The following is a 22897-nucleotide window of genomic DNA, read 5'->3' as shown; positions in this document are numbered from 1 at the left end:
AACCGTTTATATTTTTTAACTTTATTTAGAAAAGGTGGTGTTCTCTACTTCAGCGGCGCAGAGTTCCTTTCATCCGCCATCACATCGACTCCTATCTTTCAGCGATTTAGGGACCAAGGTAGATTTAGGCAAGTTTAAGACTGGCACGAATAACACAACAACTGCATAATGGACGGAACTTCCGTCCAAAGGTGTTTTTATGATGACCATCGACCAATTAGTCAGCTTTAAAGCCGCTTATGAAACCTCAGGCTATAGCGCGGCGGGACGTGTGATTAGTAAAGATCGCGCCACGGTTCGCGAGCATGTGATGGCGCTTGAAGACAGTATTGGTAAATCGCTATTTACTGTCGTGGGCAAAAGGCTCGAGCCAACCTCAACCGCCGATCAGCTCTACCCTCGCGCTAAACACATCACCAAGCAGATGACAGATTTTGAGCGTGTCGCATTGGCCAGCTTTGAAACTGAACTGAATGAAGTCATCATTATTCATGAGACACTGTTGCCACTGACCTACCTTACCCATCTTGAGAACAGTATCAATCAACGCTTTCCGAGCATCAAAATAAAGCTGCTGCATAAAAACCGCCGCGAGAGTATGCATGCGCTAGAGCAAGGCGCGGCCCATTTTGCGCTGCTCACTGCGCAGGGCGATGCCTTTCCCAACGATGCTGTTGGGGTGTCTCATCTGGGCGTAACCCAGTTTGCACCGTATGCTCATCCGAGCTCGCCACTATTTAGTCGACAAGAGATCACCCTTTTAGATCTCGCTGAAGAGATTCAATATGTGAGTGAAAACGTCGACTCAATCAACCTTAATGTTTTGAAGCATTCGAATTTTCAGCATATTGTCAGCAATAATGACCTGATAGTCAGCCTGCTGGAGAATCGTGGATGGAGTGCACTGAATCGACTGGATGCCAAAAAGTACGAGCAGGTTGGTTGGCTTAAAGAGGTTCGACTCAAAGAGCTTCCACAACCCTATACCATCAACATCTCGCTTTTTGATGCCTATGCGTTTGAGGCGAACAAGACCGTGGTTGAAATTAAAGCGATTATCCTAGATTGTGCTCAAAAATACCTTACTGGCGATGCAACTTAGCATAGACAAAGCAAAATCATCTGACAATTTCATTGCAATATTGTGGATATTAAACCTCTATAGTGTAATTCATCACTAAAATAGTCCAGCTCTGTTTAACCAAATCGCATACGCAATAAGTTTTATACAAATAATAGACACCCTCTGTCGCACTTGTATAATACCCATCGTACCAAACACTAACAAAAGTCGGTTGATAGTATCTCTCAGGGTATTATTAGAGTTATTATTCCAACCCCAACTATACGCATAGCATTCAGTATAATATATATATACATGGCATTTCACCGCCCATAAATTCTATTTCACGTCGGTAATTGTCAAATAAATAAGCAGCAATTTACAAGGAAAGTAAAATGGTAGTAGAGTTTGAAGAAAATCGCTCTAAATCTTATAAAGCCGCGATATCCAATTTTCCCGATGTGTGGGAACAAGACCTCGACATCATGGCGAAATACCTCGACCCTAAACCGGGAAACACAATTGCCGAACTGGGAGCTGGGAGCGGCTTCTTTAGCTTTTCAATCTTGGATAAGATCCAAGCAACGGGCACATTGGTGGTGATAGACCCCTCTAGTGAACAGCTTGCCCCTTTGTATGAGCACAAGGCAGACAATCTACTTATCCACTGCGCCACCGCTGAGGATGCAGTTATGCCCTCAGACGTATGTTTGGATCTCATCTGGAGTCGCGGTGCTTTTCATCATGTCAAAGACAAAACCGCTGTCATGAGTAAGCTCAGAGCACAGAGTAAAGATGATGCACGTTGCGTGATTTTTGATATTTTTACCGGCAGCTCTACGGCTAAGTTTTTCGATCAATTTGTCGCACAAACCTGTACAACGGGTCATGAGGTCAGTTTCCTTAGCAAAGAATTTGCGACCTCACTATGTCTCAATACCGGCTGGCAGGCCCCCGAGTTTATCGATATTCCTCTGCGTTGGAAATTTAATCTTAAAAGCGATATCGGTGTTTTTATATCCCAATTACTGTCAACAAAGCCAGGAGTGAGTGTAGAAGATACTACCGGCATTGCAGAAGCAATACTCGGCATTGAATATATTGATGACAACTTCTATTTAAACTGGCCAATGACACTGATGATATCAAAAGCTGACTAAGAGTAAACTTAGCTTCATACGTTAGTCATTGTAAATAATCCATGAGTAATTCATAACCGTGTATGATTGTTGTCACATCATACGAGCTTGCTCATGCGCTTAATATTGAATTGCCGTCAGCCTGTAGGATGTTGATTTTGGATCCGATTGATAAAATAACTTTGTCGAATATTCCGTTTGTGGAAGAAATATTTTCATCTATCAATAATAACAACATAAAGCACTTAGCCGGAGGCCTGCCATCAGAGAGATCTTTTCCCATAGACCTGATTAATGAGCATGCAACCCAATTACTGACTGAGCGTAGCCTTTACCAATACTCATCACCGTCGGGTTACCAGCCGCTGATCGATCACCTGTTTAAGCGGTATCAGCTCAACACGAACCAAGCGCTGATGATCAGCAATGGCGCGCAGCAAGGACTCGACCTTATTTGTCGCACCTTTCTCCAGCCAGGATACAAGGTTGCTGTCGAAACCCCTTGCTTTCCGGGCTTAATCCAAGTTTTAAAGCTGGTTGGGGCAGAGATCATTGAAGTCGATCCACTCAGTTGGGCATCTTCCGTGCAATCTGTCTTTGCCACCCATTGCCCAAAGCTGTTTTTTGCCGTCCCCGACTTTTCTAACCCAACCGGTTTAACCTGGTCTCAAGAGCAGAGAGCACACGTTGCCAAGCTGTGTGTCGAGCACAATGTGGTTTTGGTTGAAGATGCTCCCTATCGAGAGCTCCGCTACTCAGGCCAACCATTGCCTTTGGCCTCGGACTACTGTCCTGATCACTCGATTGTACTGCGCTCATTTTCTAAAACGGTCGCACCTGGGATCAGGTTAGGCGCCATATATGGTCCTAGAGCCATGATTTCTGCACTGTCCACGACCAAACAGATAACCGATGTTCACTCATCCGTCCCGCTGCAAAGCGTGTTGCTGGGGTTACTCAAAGACCCACGCTTCCCAGTCCATTTGGAGACCACCGTCAGTCACTATCGTGATAAATATCAAATTGCTGACCAAGTTCTTGGTCGGTTACTATCAAATCGCTTTACGGTTAACAAGATTGAAGGGGGTATGTTTTTATGGATAAAAGTACCGTATTGTGACTCACTACACTTAGCCCGATTTCTATTACAAAAACACATCGCAGTGATGCCAAGTGTGTCCTTCTACCCGTCAATGGACAATGTCGAGCCGGCGATCAGAATTAACTTTACACGTATTAACGAAAATGACATTGCCCCCACTCTGTCATTGCTCTGCGAATCACTAAATGACTATTTTAGTGAGAAGAATAAAAAGGACTTTATCAATGAAAAGCTTATTAGTTGTTAACCCATACAGCTCTGTTGAGCATCTGTTTGGCGCATTACATCAAAATGAGGTTCAAATCAGTGTTATCTTTAGTCGAGAATGCTACAGAGACAGTTTCGACATTCGCCTTGCCGATGTGATTTTTGATTGCATTGGCTACTCCGGCAGCATGATGTTGGACACCCTCAAGCAGAGTGAAGAACAGTTTGACTATATTCTTTGTGGCACTGATGACTCACTGGAACTGACCGAGTTCTTGACCGAGTCACTGCTCCCAAAGTTTGCCAGTGATAACAGCACCCTTTACAAGCGGGTCGACAAATATAATCAGCAAGAGGCGTTAAAAACTGCAGGGCTGCCTTACGTACCTCAAGTTGAAATCAATATCGACAACATTGATAACACTATGGTTGAAAACCTAGCCTACCCTGTCTTTGCCAAGCCACGATACGGTCATGGCTCTATTGGTGTCTTCCAAGCCAATAACCTTGCTGAGCTGCTTGCTGGTTTTAAGAAGGCAAAAGGTACTAAGGTGTTCTCCGTCGATAGCTATATCGTTCAAGAGTATATTGAGGGTGAGGAGTATTTTGTCGACTCTTTTACAGTCAATGGTAAGCACTATATTTGCGGCGTATGCCAGTACCGAATCAAAAACAAATACTTTTTCCAGTCTATCGATGTGATTAATGACCCTACCCTACTCCAGGCACTAACGGATTTTACCACTAAGACGCTCGACGCGATGGGTTTTCATAATGGATTTTGTCACACCGAGGTCTTTCAATTGGCGGATGGCAGTTTCCGGCTGATTGAAGCAAACCCACGCATCAGTGGCGCCTCTGGGACCGTCAATAAACTGATGGAGTATGCTTATAACAACAGCCAAACTCAATCTCTGGTCAACTACCTCACTACAGGGACGCCGTTAGCAAGCCAATCTGCCATGGTCAATTTTGGTTCGATCGTGATGGTATACAATCAAGACAGCGCGATATTAGGCTGTGATGATATTGCTCTGTTGGTTGAAAGCGCTGGTATAGAGAGCGATTGTGAGAGTGATATCGATAAACTCGACATCGCTAAATTCGCTTTGTATTTCCCCAAGGCGCAGCGAGGGTTTGACCAAGCTATGCTTGAACTGATGGAGCAAGAGTATCAAGATTATGTGCAGAAGATCCGCCGTAAAGAAGCTGAACTTCAAGAGAGAAAAATGATACTTTCGAATTAGATTATCATTAAAGGACAAAGGCTTACTAATCAGCGTAAGCCTTGCCTTTATGGTGCAGACTAGCGCACCTACAATCACGATCTCAAAGATCACTCACACAAAAGGTCACCACGATGTCAGAGCCTGCTTCATCCACACCCAAGACCAGCAAAAACCTCGGCATACTCTTTAAACTTGTGGCCTTCATTCGCCCCTATCAAAGCCAAGTGCTTGCCGCGATGCTCGCACTGCTGTTTACCGCGGTAATGACCTTGTCGGTCGGGCAAGGTGTGCGGCTACTGATTGACAATGGCTTTAGTCAGCAGTCTCAGCATGAGCTAGAAAACGCGATCTTGTTTTTACTTGGTATCACATTGGCAATCGCCTTTGGCACTTTCTTTCGCTTCTACCTTATCTCTTCTATTGGCGAGCGGGTCAGTGCCGATATTCGTGCGGCGGTGTTTAACCATGTGATCAACCTTAATCCAAGCTATTTTGAAACCCGTGGTAGCGGCGATATCATGTCACGCATTACCACTGACACGACGTTACTGCAAAGCATCATTGGCTCGTCCTTTTCGATGGCCCTGCGCAGCGTGTTGATGAGTATTGGTGCCACGATTATGTTGTTTGCCACCAACGCAAAGCTAAGTTTGGTGGTGTTAGCGGCGGTGCCTTTTGTCCTGATGCCGCTGCTGATATATGGCCGTCGAGTGAGAGCACTGTCTCGACGAAGCCAAGATTCAATGGCGGATGTGGGCAGCTACGCCGGAGAGGCGATTGAGCACATCAAGACTGTGCAAAGTTTTAATAGCGAAGAGCATGAAAAAGCCGCATTCTCCATTCAGGTCGAAAAAGCCTATCAACTCGGGCGTCAACGGGTAAAGCAGCGAGCAATACTGATTGCCGGTGTCATCGTGATTGTGTTTAGCGCCATCACCGGCATGCTATGGGTTGGTGGCAGTGATGTGCTGGCGGGCAACATGTCCGAGGGAGACCTCGGTGCGTTTGTGTTTTTTGCCGTCATGCTAGCCAGCTCATTGGCAACATTATCTGAGATCTACGGCGAGCTGCAACGCGCCGCTGGTGCCACCGAGCGCCTGATTGAGATCCTGGAGATAGACAACCCAATAAAAGCGCCTGATAACGCTGCAACGGTCATCCAGCATGACGAGGTCACCTTTGATAGCGTGTCATTCTACTACCCGACTCGACCCGAATATAAAGCCATTCAACACTTCTCTCTTAAGGCGCAAAAGGGCAAAGTACTGGCACTTGTTGGCCCATCTGGCGCAGGCAAAACGACCTTGTTCGAGTTGCTACAACGCTTTTACGATCCGCAACAGGGCGCTATCGCACTTGGCAGCACTGATATCCGCACGCTATCGCCTCAAGCACTTCGCCAGCATATGGCACTGGTGCCGCAACAACCAGCTCTATTTAGCAACGATGTATTTTATAACATTCGTTACGGCACCCCGGATGCCACTGATGAACAGGTAATTGAAGCGGCTAAAAAGGCGCATGCCCATCACTTTATCGAACAACTCGCCGACGGGTATCACAGCTTCTTGGGCGATAGAGGTGTAAGACTCTCTGGTGGCCAGCGTCAACGGATTGCAATTGCAAGGGCGATTCTGCGCAACCCGGATATCTTACTCTTAGATGAAGCCACCAGCGCCCTGGACAGCGAGAGTGAACATCATGTTCAGCAGGCCCTTGACGAGCTGATGCGCGATCGAACCACTTTGATCATTGCGCATCGCCTATCAACCATCCAGCATGCCGATCAGATTGCAGTTATGGACCAGGGGCACTTGATTGATTTAGGTGATCACACCACATTGCTGGGTCGATGTGAGCTTTACCAAAGACTGGTTGAATTGCAGTTTAAGCAGCATCACGAGTAGTTGATTGGATCACAACTCACTTTCTTATTCAAACCTATCCATTTCATTGAAAATATCACGCCACTTTTAATAAACAATCAAAGCAATTAGAGTAAAGAAACTAATTTGCCCATCAGTTCGGCCAACTTTAAATTACAACATTTGTTAATAGAAAATAAAACTAAAAATGAGCAAACCAACCATACCTGCCAAACATGGCAATCAAGCCAAAGGGTCATCATAAAATTAACACTTAAAAAAGTCCAAGTATAATCTATATAGATATTAGAATTTACACACCCTCGCACAGACATTTAAAACCAGTAACTTAGACCAAAGATCTACTTTAAGGTCAATCACGGCAGTCATAGATAAATAAGAGCAAATCCAGTAGATTAAGCACCCAAAAAAATAGTGGGCACGAACTAACAGTTATCATTCCCACTTCGATGTCAGCCAATATATAGCATGAGGTACTATTTAATAGAAAAGTATATTATCACTAACAAGCTAAGACAACTGAATAACGCTCACAAGTATTAATTTATCTTCCATATTAATCCCCATGCACTATTAATTACATTTCTATTCAATTAGTGTAATACGCTGCCGTGCTACAGCTTTTTTTGATATCAATTACCACAAAGGAGTGTGTATTCGTATGTCAAATTACCGAAGAAAATTCGACGCCCTGTTCAGACTTGCGCCGCTTTGGCTGATATTGTCAATGAGCAGCACTTATGCCAACAGTGAATGGGTCGAGATCGACTCGGTTGGGTACCAATATCAAGAGATGCTAAAGCGATCACCCTATAAAGTAGAAATCACCCAACAAGGCAGTGAGATAGAGAGCTTTTATTGCCATCATTGGACCGCTACTTGGAAGAAAAATGCACCTTGGGCGCAACAGGTTGCTACATGCATTAATAAAAATAGTCAGACCATCCTCGCGGGTAGTTTCAATGACAAAGGCGTTTTATCTACGCCAAATCATGAATCCAACAACCGCATCTGGGCGCCGGATACCAGTTATGGCTCTAAGCTCCACTCAAACGCGTTGGATATGGTTGAGATCACCCATCTGCAATCACAATACAACTCACTGACCCACGACACACCAGTACGTATCGAGCTCAAACGCGGGTCACTCATCAGCGAGTCTTTCAATTGTGAGTTGTCATCGCAGCAGTGGTCCTCTCAAGCAAGCTGGTCGTTTGCACTTAGTGACTGCCTGAACAACGAGAGTAATCTGCTAGTCGCTGGTCAAATTGACCCCCTATCAGGCACTTTTTTGCCCAATTTAGAGCCCAAGCGCAATCGGGTGCTGGCACCAAGTAGTGATTATAAGCTTAACTTATCCTCGGTTGAGGGGACACTCACACTTCATGCGCCAGCGAGACCTTTCGGTGTTGAGGCAGAGGCGACCAAGGTCACCATCGTTGGAAGTGATTCCACTAAAACAGTCTCAATGGCTTGGAACGAAACCAAGCTGCTTGAGCTCGACTTTGACAGCTACCAAATTTACTTTGGTTATCAATATGACGCCATCCCTGCGCCAACCAGTCGCTCGGTTGTTGTTGATAAGCACAGCCGTACTCACGAACTCTCATGGCAGATGCGCTCAACCAGTGACGTGGGCAATGTGGTGCTCGCCGAAACCTGTCAGCGCTGTCATGGTGAAGACTCGTACAGGCTAAACAAAGAGAGTTATGCCGAGCGTTGGTTTGGACTCGGCTTCGATGGTTTGGTCGCCACGGTGGATAGAATGTCTGCTCAGTGCGACGATGTCTGTGCTCAGCAAACCGCGCGCACATTATGGCTTGACCGCTGGGGAGCGTATAACCCGCCTGAACTGCCGGGAGATGGTCAGCCTACGGCTGGCGATGCGCCAAAAGCCATCCTTTCTCCACTAGTTCAATCAAGCGACTCATCCTTACAAGTCAGCTTTACCTACTCCAGTGAAGAGCACGACCTCACTTGGGCACCGGTAACTGGCGCCCGCCAACAGCTGTGGTGGGGGAATGTGAACCTAGCAGGGGCGCGCGAGATCCTTGAAAGTGGCCAGCCAGCCGATGAGGTTTGGCACCTAGAGCAGATGCAGACGGCACAATGGATTGGTAACTACTACTCCAGCGTTGTTCGCGGATTCTTTGTTCCAGAAGTCACTGGTGACTATCACTTGTATATCGCTGGTAATGATCATTATGAGCTCTACCTAGGCAGTAGCTTGGCCTCAATGAGTAAAATAGCGGGCCGCAACTCATCCACTGGTTTCAATCAGTGGAACAGATTTGCCGAGCAAAAATCGTCATTGCAGCACCTCATCAAGGGTGAGCTCTACTACCTCGAAGCGCTGTATATGGAAAATTCGGGTAACGACCACGTCAGTGTTGGCTGGCAAATGGACGATGGCAACATTGAAGTTATTGCTGCGCCACTGCTTGGTAGTATCAACTATATGCCTGATGGGGGCTACCCAAGACTGGCGTCACATTTTATCGACTATCGCTACCTTCAACCCGAGCCAAGCGCTTGGAAGCGACTTGAGCTCGATGACTTGGATCAGCGGACAGCGACCCTTGAGCTTGAATTTGGCGGTGAAATTGAAGTCAGAGTCGTTAGCTTCGACCAACAGGGTGGGATCACCTATTCTGAGTCAGAATTGATTACGGTCGATACCCTAGCAACCTCGTCGGTAAGCAATCAATCTCTTGAGCTGTACTGGAATTTTGACGATCCGGATGTGTTTCAAGTGCGTGATCACTCTGGTCATCAGCGCCATCTGCCGCTGGTTACGCAACGCTTTACTCCACAAGGTTTGGTTGGTGAGGCCCTACTACCAAATAACGGCCGTCAAGATTTTTTCCTCAGTGATGAGCAACAGATGGACTTAAGCTCGAATGGTATGTCGGTGTCTTTCTGGACTTATGCCGTCAAACCAACTGGTCAGCAAAATAAACTGTTCGAGACTCAATACGGTTGGTTTAGCCGCTTCCTCTGGGGTACAACCTTCCGCATAGGTCCTGATCCAGAAAAGCAACGCTTCTCGATTGGCAACTTCCCTCTTAACCAGTGGGTGCACGTTGTTTACACCCGCGAATCAAATGGGCAAGCCGTTCTTTATATCGATGGAGTGAAAGTCGCCAGCGGTATTCATAACCTTGATATTAAACTGCCCAATCTGGCAATGAACGCGAACAGTAACTTGGGTAAAATCGACGAGACACGCGTCTACAGCCGCGTATTAAGCCCTGCAGAGGTACTCGCACTCCACCAGATGGCAGATAACTCAGGCCTTGATAGTATCGATGACAATAATGGCGATAATGGCTCTCGCCCACCCGTTGCCGATATGGATGGTGCACAAATCTACCAAGCCTTAAATTGTGTAGCTTGTCATGGTACCGATGGCCGCGGGCAAACACCTATTATCGATTCTCTCTATCGTGAGGATATCCTCGACCTGATTTCGATGACTATGCCTTACGGTAAGGTCGGCTCTTGTGATCTTGATTGTGCGCAAAAGCTTTATGACTGGATGTATACAACCTTTATCGACGGTGGTGGTGGCAATCCGCCTATTGGAGGCGGTGATACGGGCCTCGATCATTTAGTTGCTAACTGGGAGGCGCGTGGCTATCTGTACAAACTCACCGAGAACCTGGTTAGTCGTCAGCCAACCGATGATGAGCTTAGTGAGGTTGATCAATATGGCGCGGGCGCGCTTGAGGGTATCCTTGACCAACTCATCGAGGAAGAGGATTACCTTAGCCGGATCGAGGAGATCTATAACGATCTGTTACACATGCGTAAAACGCCGAATGTGCGCAGCTATGCACGTAATGTTGCCAGCCGTAATGGTGGTCACCACGAGTGGTATGAAGAGTATGCTAATGGCAACAACGCTCTGCGTAATTACTTACGCACTCAGACCAACGCAGCGTTGCAAGGTGAAGCCTTAGCATTGATCCGTTTTGTGGTGGATAACAACCTGCCATTTAGTGAGATCCTCACCGCCAATTACACCATGGTTAATGCGTTCTCGGCGCATTATTACGGCGTGCAGGGACAGGTCCACTTCCGCAGCTTGGATGATCCGGCTTACCCTGAAGCACCATGGGATCCGGCGGATTATCAGATGGTCAATCTTGGCTACCCTCATGCTGGGGTGGTGTCGACACCGGCCTATCTGATCACCTACCCAACCACGGCCACCAATATCAACCGAGCTCGATCAGCGACCTTCTACGCTAAGTTCTTGGATACCGATATTATGGCGATTGGCGGATCGCGACCCAGTAGTGACGATTTAGAGGCGGCTAACGCTACGCTTGCTAATCCGGCATGTACCGGGTGCCACTCGGTGATGGATCCGGTCGCTTCAGCGTTTAAGCACTGGGTTGGTGAGACCTACATCAACTATAAGTCGTTATTGAGTGAAAAAGATTGGCCGTTATCGACCCTGCTTCCACTGGCATTTAATGGTGAGAGCGCAGACTACTATGAGCCACAGCCCCTGCCTTGGCTAACCGAGAGAGCAGCGCAGGATCCAAGGTTTGCCCGTGCTACTGTCAAGCATCTTTTCGTTCCGATCACCGGTCATGAACTGATGAGCGCACCAATTGAGGGAGCCAGTGATATTGAAGTCGGCGCGTATCAGCGCCAGCAACAGGACATCAGTAAGCTGGCTGAGCGCTTTATTGCCGGTGGCTATCAACTCAAAGCACTGACAAAAGATCTCCTACTCTCAGAGTATGCACCGCGCTTTAACCGCTTCGGTGGCACGCGTCGCTTGCTCACACCTGAGCTGTTGGACCGCAAAGTCAGCAGTTTATTTGGCCGAGAGTGGCGCTATCGCGGTGACACACAATGGCTGTCGCGCGACGCCGATAAGCTCAACTTGATGTATGGCGGGACCGATGATAAATCAGTAACCGAGCGCGACTATCGTCTCAATGGGGTAAGTGCCGCGGTGCAAAACTTCTTTGCTCATGATTTTGCCTGTCAAATCGTGCCGTTCGAGTTCTCGCAACTACCTGATAATCGGCAGATATTCAATGAGCTGTCGCCTGAAGGTTATCGTCAGCGTTTTGAGCTTGAGGAGGGTGAGCTTGAAGGGGCTGTGGTCGAGGCAAGCTACGGCAATCACACGGGCACGGGTTACGTAACCATGACCAGCAAGGGCCAGAGCATCACCCATCAGGTAAATCTTGTTCATTCTGATCAATATCAGTTGAATATCAGCTACCAAACCAATACCGATCCGATTCGTTACCTAGAGTTATGGATCGACGGCGAGTTTGTTCAAGAGTTGGTACTGGAAAGATCCTTCGGTGGTGGACGCTGGCGCAATGCTATCGTTGACCCAATCTACCTCGAGGCAGGCCAACACCAAGTTCAGATAGTCAAATCTACTAATGGCAATTACATACTGCTGGATAATATTAGCTTCAGACCGCTCGCAGCCGATGAAGAGCGAGTTCGTCAGTTACTAGCAGACCTGCATTGGCGCTTCTATGGCGAAGAGGTCGATGTCAGCGATGACCAGGTTGAGCGTGCCTATCAGCTATTACGTTTTGCACAGCAAGTTGGTCAGCAAGAGGTGTATGAACGCAGTGTCGATTATCGCCTTGATTACGATTGTCGCGCGTCACAGCACCTGCGTGGCGACGAGGTGATCGCGATTAACGAACACGTCAGTGGCGATGTTCACTATTACACCCGAAGCTGGATTGCAGTCATGACTTACCTGCTCCAAGACCAGCGTTTCTTCTACGAGTAACCACGAGGGATCAAATGATGCAAAGAAGAAACTTACTAAAAGCACTGATTGCGGGTGGCACATACCTAAAACTCGGTGGATTGAATCTCGCCTGGTCAGCGCAAACTCGCGAGCATTACTTCGTTAATATTCTCGCAGCAGGTGGTTGGGATACGACGTCGCTCTGTGACCCTAAAGGGGATATTCTGCACAGCGAGAGTCGCGGCGTGATCAATAAGTACTCGGTCGATGCCATTCGTCAGGCTGGGCGTCTACGCTACGCCCCCCTGCTCGATCCCAATTACACCGGTGTTGATCAGATTGATGTGTTCTTTCAAAACCATTACCCCAATATTCGGGTGTTCAATGGCATCAATGGGGGGACCAATGCCCACCCGGTTGGCAAACGGCTCAATCGCTCCGGTGATAGTAGCACTAGCCAACCCGATACCACGGCACTAATGGGCGCCTTGAAAAAAGACACGAAGCCTTTGGCCTACTACCTTGGTTCGGGCGGTACCACGACGGCTGGTACCGTCGCTGCAACAAGGCTAAGTGATGTGTCTACCCTCGATAAACTGGCCAACCCAAACCGCTATCTCTCAGATACGATTGGCTCAGAAATCGCCGCTCAGCATCAGCTCTCCAGCGCTGCAACTCAAGCGGCACTAAATACCAATGCAGACCTTCAAGCGATGAGGGAATACCTTGAGGGACACGCCAATGCAGGTGAGCTTAATCCCCTGCTGAATGCGTTGCCCACGAACCTATCCTCGGGTGCCTTAAAGGAGGCGGAGATCGCTGCAGCCGCATTTGGCTCAGGGATGTCCAATAGCGCCCTCATCACCCTTGGTGGTTTTGACACACATGGCAGTAATGACTCAAGACAGCACAAATCCTTGATGAGCTACTTTGCCACAGTCAATCACCTGATCAGTGAGCTCGAGCGCCATGGTATTGCCGATAGAACCACGATTCTGCTCAGCTCAGATTTTGGTCGCACGCCTTACTACAACGTCAATAATGGTAAGGATCACTGGACAGTAGGCAGCTCAATCGTCTGGAGCCGCATGCTGCCAGGCAATCGAGTGATTGGTGCCACTAACGGTCAGCTCAAATCGGTTAAGATCAATCCAGAAACCTTCGAGCCCGACGAGAGCGGCGTTGAGCTGACACCAGCTCACCTCCACCTGGCGCTGCGCAAACACCTAGGTATTAGTGATAGTCCGTTGGATAAGCTGTTTCCGCTTTCCACCGACTTCCTTGACCTGCTCTCCTAGGTTGGTCAAAACCTAAATGACGTTGGTAAAAATCTCTCTGCGACGCAGAGAGATTTTTCTTTTTTCAGTCAGGTAACCCCTTCACTTGTTGCAACACGCTGCAATAGTTGCCGACGATTCTACCAAGTGAGACACAAGCCTTTGGTTCAAGAGTTGAGGGCAGATCGGCAAGCGTATCCCACTTAAATGGTACTCGGCCTGCCATCGAGAGTGGTAAAAATAGTCTACGCTAGTCCAAGGTTCCCCGCGCTAAACAGGACAGCTAGTATGACTTCCCCCTCAAACAACACGGCTACCGACCCTGAGTCGGAGCTTACGAAACGCACTTCTTCACTCACTCATTGTTGCAGCACTTTTATGTTGGTCGTTGCTAGCCTAATGCTTGTTGGGTGTGATGATGGCGGTGATAGCAGCAGTGACGACATCATTATTGGTGAAGAGGGTGAGGTCGGTGAAGAGGGCGACCGTGGCGGCATTGTTGGTGACCAAGGCGATACCGGTGACATCGGTGATGAGGGACCTGTCGCGGGCGGGCCCGGAGATACTGGGGATGTTGGTGACCAGGGGCCGATTGTTGGCGGCCCCGGCGATACTGGTGATGTCGGTGACCAAGGACCTATCGTTGGCGGACCTGGTGACACCGGCGATATCGGCGATGAGGGACCGATTGGTGGCGGTGGCTGTAGTGGTGATGACTGCGACGATAACCAGCCACCTAGCCTGCGCCTCTCGGTTAGCAGTACCTCCATCGAGCACTACCAAGAGCTGCAGATTGAAGCAGACGCCAATGACCCAGACGGCGCCATCAAAGCGGTACGATTTATGCTCGACGGCTATGAGTTGCAAACCCTGACTCAAGCTCCGTACACCCTAAATTACGTGCCCCCGGTTGGTGAGCAGGTGTTCAGCGCCGTAGCGGTCGACAATGATGGCGCAGCATCCGATGAGGATGTCGTAGCCGTCTCAGTCGCACCACTAGTGTGGACAGCCCAGAGCGGCACTAACAGCATTCGTTCATTGAATGTGAATACCCAGCACCCCTACTTGTTTGTTGATAGTGGTCTGATTACTCAGATCCTCTCGGCGGGGAAAGCAGAGGATCGAAGTCGCCTGAGTAGCCTAATGGGCAGTTACTATACCCCAAGCGGCTCCGACACTTATGCTTGGGTCGAGAATAAAGTCAGTAACTTCACCAGTATGGATCAGTTTATTACCGCCTCAATGTATTACGGAATGGAGGCCAATTTTAACCCCAGTGATAATGCCAAAACCCACGCCCGTGCGTTTGCCTTAGCCTTGCTCGAGTACCCGGCAATCTGGGGCAATGATGGTCCACCACGCGGCCGACTGTTTGCGCTCGGTGCTATTTATGACTGGGCCTATGATGAGCTCTCTAGTAGTGAGCGCAGCCTTTTACGCGCAGCAATCATGGAGCAGGCCGATTATGTCGATCAAAAGTGGAGTTATTTTTCTCGCCCTGCCTACAGCGGCGGGCACAGCCGTAAAGCCAACATCACCGCCTTGACGGCGCTGCTGGCCATCTTCCACGACATCAGCCAAGACAGCAGCGATATGCAAAATCGCTATTATGAGTTGCTCGCTAGCGTGGTGAACAACTTTGAGTCGGGCTATAACCCCTTCCTCGCCTGGACATCGCGCAACGGTGGTAGCGAGAAAGCCTACAGCTACTCCACCAGCTACGGCTCATTGGATGTCAATCTGATGTGGGAGTATGCCACCAATGAGAGCTCCTGGCTCACCGAGGTCGATGCTGATCAGTTCTATCGCTACCTGTACGGCATTCGTAACTTTAACGGCTGGTCAGCCTATAACAGCGGCGGGTACTACAATTTCCCCTATCACGGTGACAGTTGGGGCACCGATTACTCGCGTCAATTCCAGGGCTTGCCGATGCTGGTCGCCTCGACCTTGTTTGACAATGGCTATGCCCAGTGGCTCTATGAATCGCTCTCTCAGACTAACTACTACTGGCATATCCTTTACGCCGACCCAAGTCCAATTAGCCCGATTTATCCCTCGTCACTGCCGCTCTCGCGCCATTTCTATAACTCAGGTCAGGTCGTGATCCGTGACTCATGGGATCCATCGAAAAACACCTTAACTGTCTTCAAGTCGACCTCATTCAACTCCATCAACCACCACCATCTCGATAGCAACGCGTTCACGATTTACTACAAAGGGCCACTGGCGATCGACTCTGGCGGCTACAACATCATGGGCGCCTATGCCAGCAAACACTGGTGGAACTACTACACCCGCAGTATCGCCCACAATACGATTTTGGTGTACGACAAAACTGAAGACTTTCGCTCAGTGGCGACTCACGGCCAGCGCTCCAATGATGGCGGACAGCGCTCCAATGATGGCGGACAGCGCTATCGTCAATGGGATATCTATCCAACACTTGAGGATGTGAAAGCCGGGGGTGCTAGCCACATAAAGGGGATTGTATATTATGAGGAGCAAGGCGATTACACCTATACCATGGGTGACGCGACAGAGGCCTACAGCAGTCACAAGCTCGCTCTGTTTCAGCGCCACCTCGTCTCTCTGCGTCACCACTCCGGCTCTCACCCGGTTGTACTGGTTTATGATGTGGTTGAGTCGACCGATGCCGACTATCGCAAAACCTACTTGCTGCACAGCGTCAATCAGCCCACCAAGCTTAGTGCGGCGAATACGGTGCGTGTCACTATCGACACCGGTGTGGACGATGAAGATATAGCCAGCTTGTATCAACAAACCTTGCTACCGCTCGATAGTCAGGTCACGATTGTCGGCGGCGATGGCGCTGAGTTTTTGGTCTATGACGATGGCAGTTGTGCCGGCGACAACAATTGCACCCCGGTCAGTCATAACTATGTCGAGGGGCGCGGGACGGGCAACAACACTAGCAACAAGTTAGCTCTGCTTGAAGCGGGAGAATGGCGCATTGAGGTCACGCCTAGCTACAAGAGTATTGAGGATCGCTTTTTGAACGTGCTCACGATTGCTGATGGCAGTTCAAGCTCTGGTCAAGTGGATGCCCAATACTTTGCCGGCTCAGAGCTCGATGCTGCACTTATCTCGGCTAGCGACGATCAGCACACGCTGGTGGTCTTTGCTAAACAGCAAGATGACCTCAACTCATCGATTGACCTAGATGTAGTAGAGAATCAAACCTACTCCGACGTGCTGTTTGTCGGTTTGCGGCCCCATACTCGCTATCAAGTGACGGACAGCTATGGCAAGCTCGCGATTAAGCAAGACAGTCAAGGGCGTTTTTACAGCAGCTCTCAGGGCACACTCTACTTGTCACAGTTGGATGTGCTGGACGCCGAGCAATAGCCCAGCATGGCGGAGTCATACTTGCTATTACTGCCCTAATGATCGGTGGGGATACCCATAGGCCAATAACCCTAAATATGAAATCTAGCTACGGGCTTGATTGCATTTTTAGTGAGTCACCGCCCTCAAATGCGTTAGGCTTTGCGCTTATAGCTAGGCCTGAAGGTGTTTAAGGTGGGCGAGTACGCAGCGCAGTGTGCCGTAATCGTACTGCTCGTTCAGCTCATCGAACAAGGGCTTGAGCTTAAACGCCTCGACCGCGTTGAGCCTATTCGCAGCCTGAGCGATATGCTCTATCTCATCCTTGCTTAAACGAACCAGTTGCTCTAGCTGACAGGCACCACTCTCGATTGCCGCGCTCAGGTGGCTATAGACAGTGGTTGCCTTAAGCTCCCTTAGCCGCGCGACCTCATCGATGCTGTTATGTGCTTGGAAAAGCTCGAGGGATTTCTGCTCGGTCTCGGATAAAGCGCGCACCTCAGCTGGCTTTTGCTCGACCACGGCAAGCAGTTGCTCACCATATTTCTCGATCTTGGCCTCACCAAAACCCGAGATCTCGCTCAGTTGTATCAGGCTCTTTGGTCTTAACTTCGCCACCGTTTTCAAGCTCGCATCGTGGCATATCACATAGGCTGGTACATTTTGCTGCTTAGCCAACTCGGAGCGCACCGCCTTGAGTGCCGCAAATTGTTTCAGGTCAGACGCCGAAAGGTCTGTGGCAGCCGACTTGCTCGAAGATGACTTTTTCGCCTTGGTTTTTCTTAACTCACGCATCTGCACTTGCTGCTCACCCTTTAAGATCGCGCGGCACTGTGGGGTTAATTTGAGACTGTGGTACTCCCCTTCCACCCTGAGATAATTCATCGCAATCAGCTGACGAAACACCCCTTTCCATTGGTTGGCATTGAGTTCCGTTCCGATGCCAAAGGTGGAGACCTTATCGTGACCAAACCGCGTCATGCGCTCATCGGCTTTACCGAGTAACACGTTGGTCAGATAGGTGACACCAAAGCGCTGATCGCAGCGGTACACAGTCGATAAGGCTTTTTGCGCCGCCTGAGTCCCATCCCAGGTTTGTGGTGGCGAAAGACAGTTATCGCAGTTTCCACAAGGGCGCTCAAGCGTCTCGCCAAAGTATCCCAACAAGGTTCGCCTGCGGCAGGTGATAAGCTCACAGTAGCCAAGCAGCGCATTTAGTTTTTGCACCTGTACCTGCTTATAGGCTTCACTGCCCTCAGAGTTCTCCACCATTTGACGCTGCATCACCATATCTTGCATACCGTAGGCCATCCAGGCATTGGCTGGCTCACCATCACGCCCCGCTCGACCAGTTTCCTGATAGTAGGACTCGATACTTTTCGGCAGGCTCAAGTGGGCGACAAAGCGCACATCGGGCTTATCGATCCCCATGCCAAAGGCAATAGTAGCAACGATAACCACCCCTTCCTCGCGCAAAAATCGCTGCTGGTGTAAGTTACGCTGCTCGACGGGCAGACCCGCGTGATACGGCAGTGCAACGCGCCCCTTATCAACCAGCCATTGCGCCACCTCTTCGACCTTTTTGCGCGATAAGCAATACACCACTCCGGCATCATTGGCATGCGCTTCACTGATAAAGCGCCAAAGGTCATTTTTCGCGTTCGATGGCTCGCTGACATGGTAGCGAATATTGCTGCGATCAAAGCTGTGAACGAACACCTCGGCCTGTTCAAGGGCAAGCTGAGTGATAATTTCACCGCGGGTTCGCTCATCGGCCGTTGCGGTTAAGGCAATTCTCGGCACATCGGGAAAGCGCTGATGCAAAACCGATAGCTGCTGATACTCGGGCCGAAAATCGTGTCCCCACTGGCTGACACAGTGCGCCTCATCGATAGCAAACAGCGAAATATGACACTGCGATAACAGCGCCAGCGTTTGCTCCATCATCAATCGCTCTGGGGCGATATACAAAAGCTGGATCTCACCGCGTCGGAGTAGGTCCTCCACCTCACGCTGCTCATAACTACTCAAGGTAGAATTGAGGTAGGCCGCCGCTACCCCAACCTGATGCAAGGCATCGACCTGATCTTTCATTAGAGCGATCAGTGGCGAGACAACAATCCCAACGCCATGACGCACAATCGCAGGGATCTGATAACAGAGTGACTTACCACCACCGGTTGGCATGAGAGTGAGGACATCCTGACCGGCAACAAGAGTATCGATGATAGCTTGCTGCTGATGACGAAAGTGGTCATAGCCAAAGGTGGATTTTAAGACATCAAGAGGGGTTGGATTCACGTCGCGCTTACTCATAATCAAAACCAATGCTCACCATCCTAGCGGATATTTAACGAAACTTTGACGATTATTAGTCGTAATTAGTGAGAAATGCGTCGCTATTTACTCACGCTGGCACGAGTAATAATCGATATATCAACACTTTAATCACTTGCCGGTTCGAGAGATGACTCACTACCTGTGCTGGTTTAGGCACACGGAGTGGATCGACCTGACGCGCGAATCAATCTTATTCTTTGGGTTAATGAGATTTGTTTGCTTTTCAATCACTAATCAACCATCGTACGCTAGAAAGTTTGGCTAGACCTTGTCCAACTAACCCTTAAGTTAACTTTTCCCTCTCGTCGATTAACCACCAAAAGCACCCTCTCATTTTCGCGACACGCTGGACAATCTGACCTACCCTTATTTTCAGGCCTAGGTTTATCTGTTTACCTATCATCCCACTTGCAGCGTACAGGAGTAACGATATGGTTCAGCGGTCACAACGTCAATCTGAAGCAAAATCTGATTTGGTTTTACCCAAGCTGTTACAAGGGTCACCTGGTGTCCTGAAGCTTACTCTCATCGCTGCATGTGTCACCCTCGCGGGGTGTAATGAGGAGAGTGACAGCAACGACGGACGTGAAGACGAGTGCCAATATTACAATGACGCCGGCGATTGTGAGGATGGAAGTGGCGGCGATGGTGGTGGCAGCGGTGGTGATGGTGGCGGTGACGGTGGCGGCGACGGTGGCGGCAGTGGTGGTGACAACGACTGTGAGGTTTTTGAGTGTGATGAGAATGAACGCCCAACTTTAACCTTGGCGGTTAGCAGCACCTCAATTGATCACTATCAAACCCTGCAAATCAGTGCTGATGTCGATGATGCCGATGGTGCCATCTCCAGCGTGATCTTTTACCTGGACGGCTACGAGCTAGAAAGAGACACCAGTGCCCCCTACGCAATAGATTACATCCCACCCGTTGGTGAGCAGCGATTTAGCGCTATCGCATTTGATAATGATGGTGCGGCTTCGCTTGAGGATCAGGAAATCGTGACAGTGGCCCCCATCGTTTGGAGCGACCAAGGCGCAGGGAACAGTGTCCGCTCACTTAAAGTGAATACTGAGCACCCATATCTATTTGTCGACAGCGAACTTATCCAGCAGATCCTCTCTTCTGATAAGGCCACCGACCGCTCTCGACTGAGCAGTCTGATCAGCTCCAAGGGTTACTTTGCCACGGATGGCTCAGACCCTTACGCTTATGTAAGCAATAAAATTAAATCTTTCAACAATATGGCAAGCTTTATTGATGCCTCGATGTACTATGGCATGGAGGCCAATTTTAACCCGACCGACCAAGCCAACACCCATGCGCGAGCCTACGCACTGGCGCTACTGGACGTCGCGGCATCACAGTCGGGTGATGACATACCACGTGGACGTTTGTTTGCCCTAGGAGCGATTTACGACTGGGCTTACTCACAACTCTCTGACACGGAAAAGAGTCAGCTCCGTCTCGCCGTTTTAGAGCAATATAACGCAATCGATGATAAATGGAGCTACTTCTCTGCTCCTCAATTTAGCGGTGGTCACAGCCGCGCAGCCAATGTTTGTGCGTTGACAGCACTGCTGGCCATCTTTAATGATGTTGGCCAAGAAAGCGGTGATTTTCAGACTCAGTACTATGCACGATTGGCGACGGTGATCAATAATTTTGAGGCAGGCTACAACCCGTATTTAGCCTGGAGTGGGCGCAATGGAGGAAGCGAAAAAGCCTGGGCATACGCCACCAGCTACAGCTCGCTCGATGTCAACCTTCTCTGGGAATATGCTACCCAAGAAGAGTCTTGGCTTACGGAAGCAGACGTTGAACAGGTGTATCTCTACCTGTACGGCTACCGTAACTTCAATAGCTATAGTCACTACGACCCTGGCTACTATAACTTCCCCTATTATGGCGATGTATGGGCTACCGACTACTCTCGCCAGTTTCAAGGTGTACCCTTGATGGTCGCCTCAACCTTTTTTGATAACGGCTACGCACAATGGCTTTACGAGCAATTTAATCAGTCAAACTACTACTGGCACATCTTATATGCAGACCCATACCCGATAAGTCCAGTCCACCCCAGCAGTCTCCCGCTGGCTCGACACTTTTATAACTCGGGACTCGTGGTGATCCGCGACTCTTGGGACCCAGAGCAAAACACTTTGACGATTTTCAAGTCCACCTCGTTTAACTCGGTCAACCACCATCACCTCGATGCCAATTCGTTTACCATTTACTACAAAGGACCACTGGCGATTGATTCCGGGGGGTACAACGTGATGGGTGCCTATGCCAGTGATCACTGGTGGAACTACTATACGCGCAGCGTTGCCCACAATACGGTGCTGATATACGACCAAACAGAAGACTTTGGCAGCGTCTATCAGCACGGACAACTGTCCAACGATGGCGGTCAGCGTTACCGTCAGTGGGACACCTACCCAACCCTCGAAGATGTTAAAGAAGGGGGCGCAAGCCATATCGACGGCATTATTCATTTTGAAGAGCACAATGACTACACCTACACCATGGGGGATGCGACCAAGGCCTACAGTAGCCACAAACTCGACCGCTTTGAACGCCATCTTGTCTCACTGCGCGATTATTCTGGCAGTCACCCGGTGGTGATCGTTTACGACGTGGTAGTCTCAACCGATGCTGAGTACAAAAAGACCTATCTACTGCACAGTATCAATCAACCCGTAATGGTCTCCGAGCCTGACACCGTGCGCATGAGTATTGATACTGGGGTCGACCCCGACGATATCGCAAGCCTTTACCAACAAACCCTACTCCCAACAGGAGGACCATTGCAAATTGTCGGTGGAGACAACTATCGATTTTGGGTTGATGATGATGGCAGCTGTGCCGGAAACAGCTCATGCTCACCGGTGGGTTATAACTATATTGATGGGCTAAATAGCGGTAGCTCAACCGCCTACAACCTAGCACGTGTTGAAGCGGGTAACTGGCGAGTTGAGGTATCACCCACCACCGCTAACCTCGAGGATCGCTTCTTGAACGTGCTGAGTATCGCCGATGGCAGCTCAAGCAGTGGTCAGGTCGAGGCGGCTTATCTTTCATCAGATCAATTAGACGCTGCCCTAATCTCAGCTGACGAGGAAAAGCATACCTTAGTCGTGTTTGCTAAGCAGCAAGACGGGCTCAACCAGTCGATAGAGCTCGATGTGGTGACCAACCAAACCTACTCTGATGTATTGTTTATCGGCCTAGCACCCAGCACCCGCTACGAGGTGACTGATAGCTACGGAAGTCTCACCATTCGTGAGAACTCACAAGGTCGTTTTTATAGCCATCCACAAGGTACCTTGTACCTCTCACAGTTCGACATCTTAGATGTCGATGACTGAGAAGAGCCCTACTCCAATGACATGCCTAGCCATGGCCGCAACCAGGAGATAAGCCCTAAACACCAATCTTGGTAGCTCCAATCAGCAATTCAAGTTGAAATGGGTTACCACATCTGGTGCAGCATTATTGATACATCAGCAAAAAACCTACAACTCTTCAGGCAAAGGTGATCACACTAAACTAAAGTAGGGAGA

The 22897-nt window shown here is 49.3% G+C and carries 10 protein-coding genes; 9 read left to right on the top strand and 1 reads right to left on the bottom strand.

The features are described 5' to 3' along the window. Positions 1–199 precede the first annotated feature (199 nt). The 8 genes from ACZ5R2_RS05805 (at position 200) to ACZ5R2_RS05770 (ending at position 17015) form a co-directional block, all read left to right on the top strand. Positions 200–1102 (top strand): LysR family transcriptional regulator, encoded by a 903-nt coding sequence (locus tag ACZ5R2_RS05805; protein ID WP_464901406.1) that lies wholly within the window; start codon positions 200–202, stop codon positions 1100–1102. A gap of 356 nt (positions 1103–1458) precedes the next feature. Then, entirely contained in the window at positions 1459–2223 is a 765-nt protein-coding gene (locus ACZ5R2_RS05800) for a class I SAM-dependent methyltransferase (RefSeq protein WP_464901405.1), read from the top strand. Between the two features lie 137 nt (positions 2224–2360). Then, a complete protein-coding gene (locus ACZ5R2_RS05795; RefSeq protein ID WP_464901404.1) occupies positions 2361–3551 on the top strand; it encodes an aminotransferase-like domain-containing protein in 1191 nt (396 codons plus the stop codon). Beyond that, positions 3529–4758 (top strand): ATP-grasp domain-containing protein, encoded by a 1230-nt coding sequence (locus tag ACZ5R2_RS05790; protein WP_464901403.1) that lies wholly within the window; start codon positions 3529–3531, stop codon positions 4756–4758. The genes ACZ5R2_RS05795 and ACZ5R2_RS05790 overlap by 23 nt, the downstream gene beginning before the upstream one ends. A 113-nt stretch (positions 4759–4871) precedes the next feature. Then, positions 4872–6647, top strand: a complete 1776-nt coding sequence (locus ACZ5R2_RS05785) for an ABC transporter transmembrane domain-containing protein (RefSeq protein WP_464901402.1) — start codon at positions 4872–4874, stop codon at positions 6645–6647. Between the two features lie 640 nt (positions 6648–7287). Further along, positions 7288–12408, top strand: coding sequence for a LamG-like jellyroll fold domain-containing protein (locus ACZ5R2_RS05780; protein WP_464901401.1), 5121 nt, complete (start codon positions 7288–7290; stop codon positions 12406–12408). A gap of 14 nt (positions 12409–12422) precedes the next feature. Beyond that, positions 12423–13667, top strand: a complete 1245-nt coding sequence (locus ACZ5R2_RS05775) for a DUF1501 domain-containing protein (RefSeq protein WP_464901400.1) — start codon at positions 12423–12425, stop codon at positions 13665–13667. Between the two features lie 357 nt (positions 13668–14024). Beyond that, a complete protein-coding gene (locus tag ACZ5R2_RS05770; RefSeq protein WP_464901399.1) occupies positions 14025–17015 on the top strand; it encodes a heparinase II/III domain-containing protein in 2991 nt (996 codons plus the stop codon). 153 nt (positions 17016–17168) lie between these two features. Here the strand turns inward: ACZ5R2_RS05770 and recQ are convergent, their stop codons facing one another. Further along, complete coding sequence (gene recQ / locus ACZ5R2_RS05765) at positions 17169–19310, bottom strand: DNA helicase RecQ (RefSeq protein WP_464901398.1); 2142 nt, start codon at positions 19308–19310, stop codon at positions 17169–17171. A gap of 455 nt (positions 19311–19765) precedes the next feature. Here recQ and ACZ5R2_RS05760 point away from each other — a divergent pair, with 455 nt between their 5' ends. Next, on the top strand, positions 19766–22702 hold the full coding sequence (locus ACZ5R2_RS05760) for a heparinase II/III domain-containing protein (protein ID WP_464901397.1): 2937 nt from the start codon (positions 19766–19768) through the stop codon (positions 22700–22702). Positions 22703–22897 lie beyond the last annotated feature (195 nt).

It is taken from the genome of Vibrio sabulosilitoris (assembly GCF_055391395.1).
Note: the sequence above shows the minus strand (reverse complement) of the source record. Positions and strands in the feature narration are given on the sequence as shown.

Bases quoted from the DNA above. Each gene is read 5' to 3' on its own strand.
- ACZ5R2_RS05805 (WP_464901406.1), top strand. From the start codon at position 200: ATGATGACCATCGACCAATTAGTCAGCTTTAAAGCCGCTTATGAAACC.
- ACZ5R2_RS05800 (WP_464901405.1), top strand. From the start codon at position 1,459: ATGGTAGTAGAGTTTGAAGAAAATCGCTCTAAATCTTATAAAGCCGCG.
- ACZ5R2_RS05790 (WP_464901403.1), top strand. From the start codon at position 3,529: ATGAAAAGCTTATTAGTTGTTAACCCATACAGCTCTGTTGAGCATCTG.
- ACZ5R2_RS05785 (WP_464901402.1), top strand. From the start codon at position 4,872: ATGTCAGAGCCTGCTTCATCCACACCCAAGACCAGCAAAAACCTCGGC.
- ACZ5R2_RS05780 (WP_464901401.1), top strand. From the start codon at position 7,288: ATGTCAAATTACCGAAGAAAATTCGACGCCCTGTTCAGACTTGCGCCG.
- ACZ5R2_RS05775 (WP_464901400.1), top strand. From the start codon at position 12,423: ATGATGCAAAGAAGAAACTTACTAAAAGCACTGATTGCGGGTGGCACA.
- ACZ5R2_RS05770 (WP_464901399.1), top strand. From the start codon at position 14,025: ATGTTGGTCGTTGCTAGCCTAATGCTTGTTGGGTGTGATGATGGCGGT.
- recQ (WP_464901398.1), bottom strand. From the start codon at position 19,310: ATGAGTAAGCGCGACGTGAATCCAACCCCTCTTGATGTCTTAAAATCC.
- ACZ5R2_RS05760 (WP_464901397.1), top strand. From the start codon at position 19,766: ATGGTTCAGCGGTCACAACGTCAATCTGAAGCAAAATCTGATTTGGTT.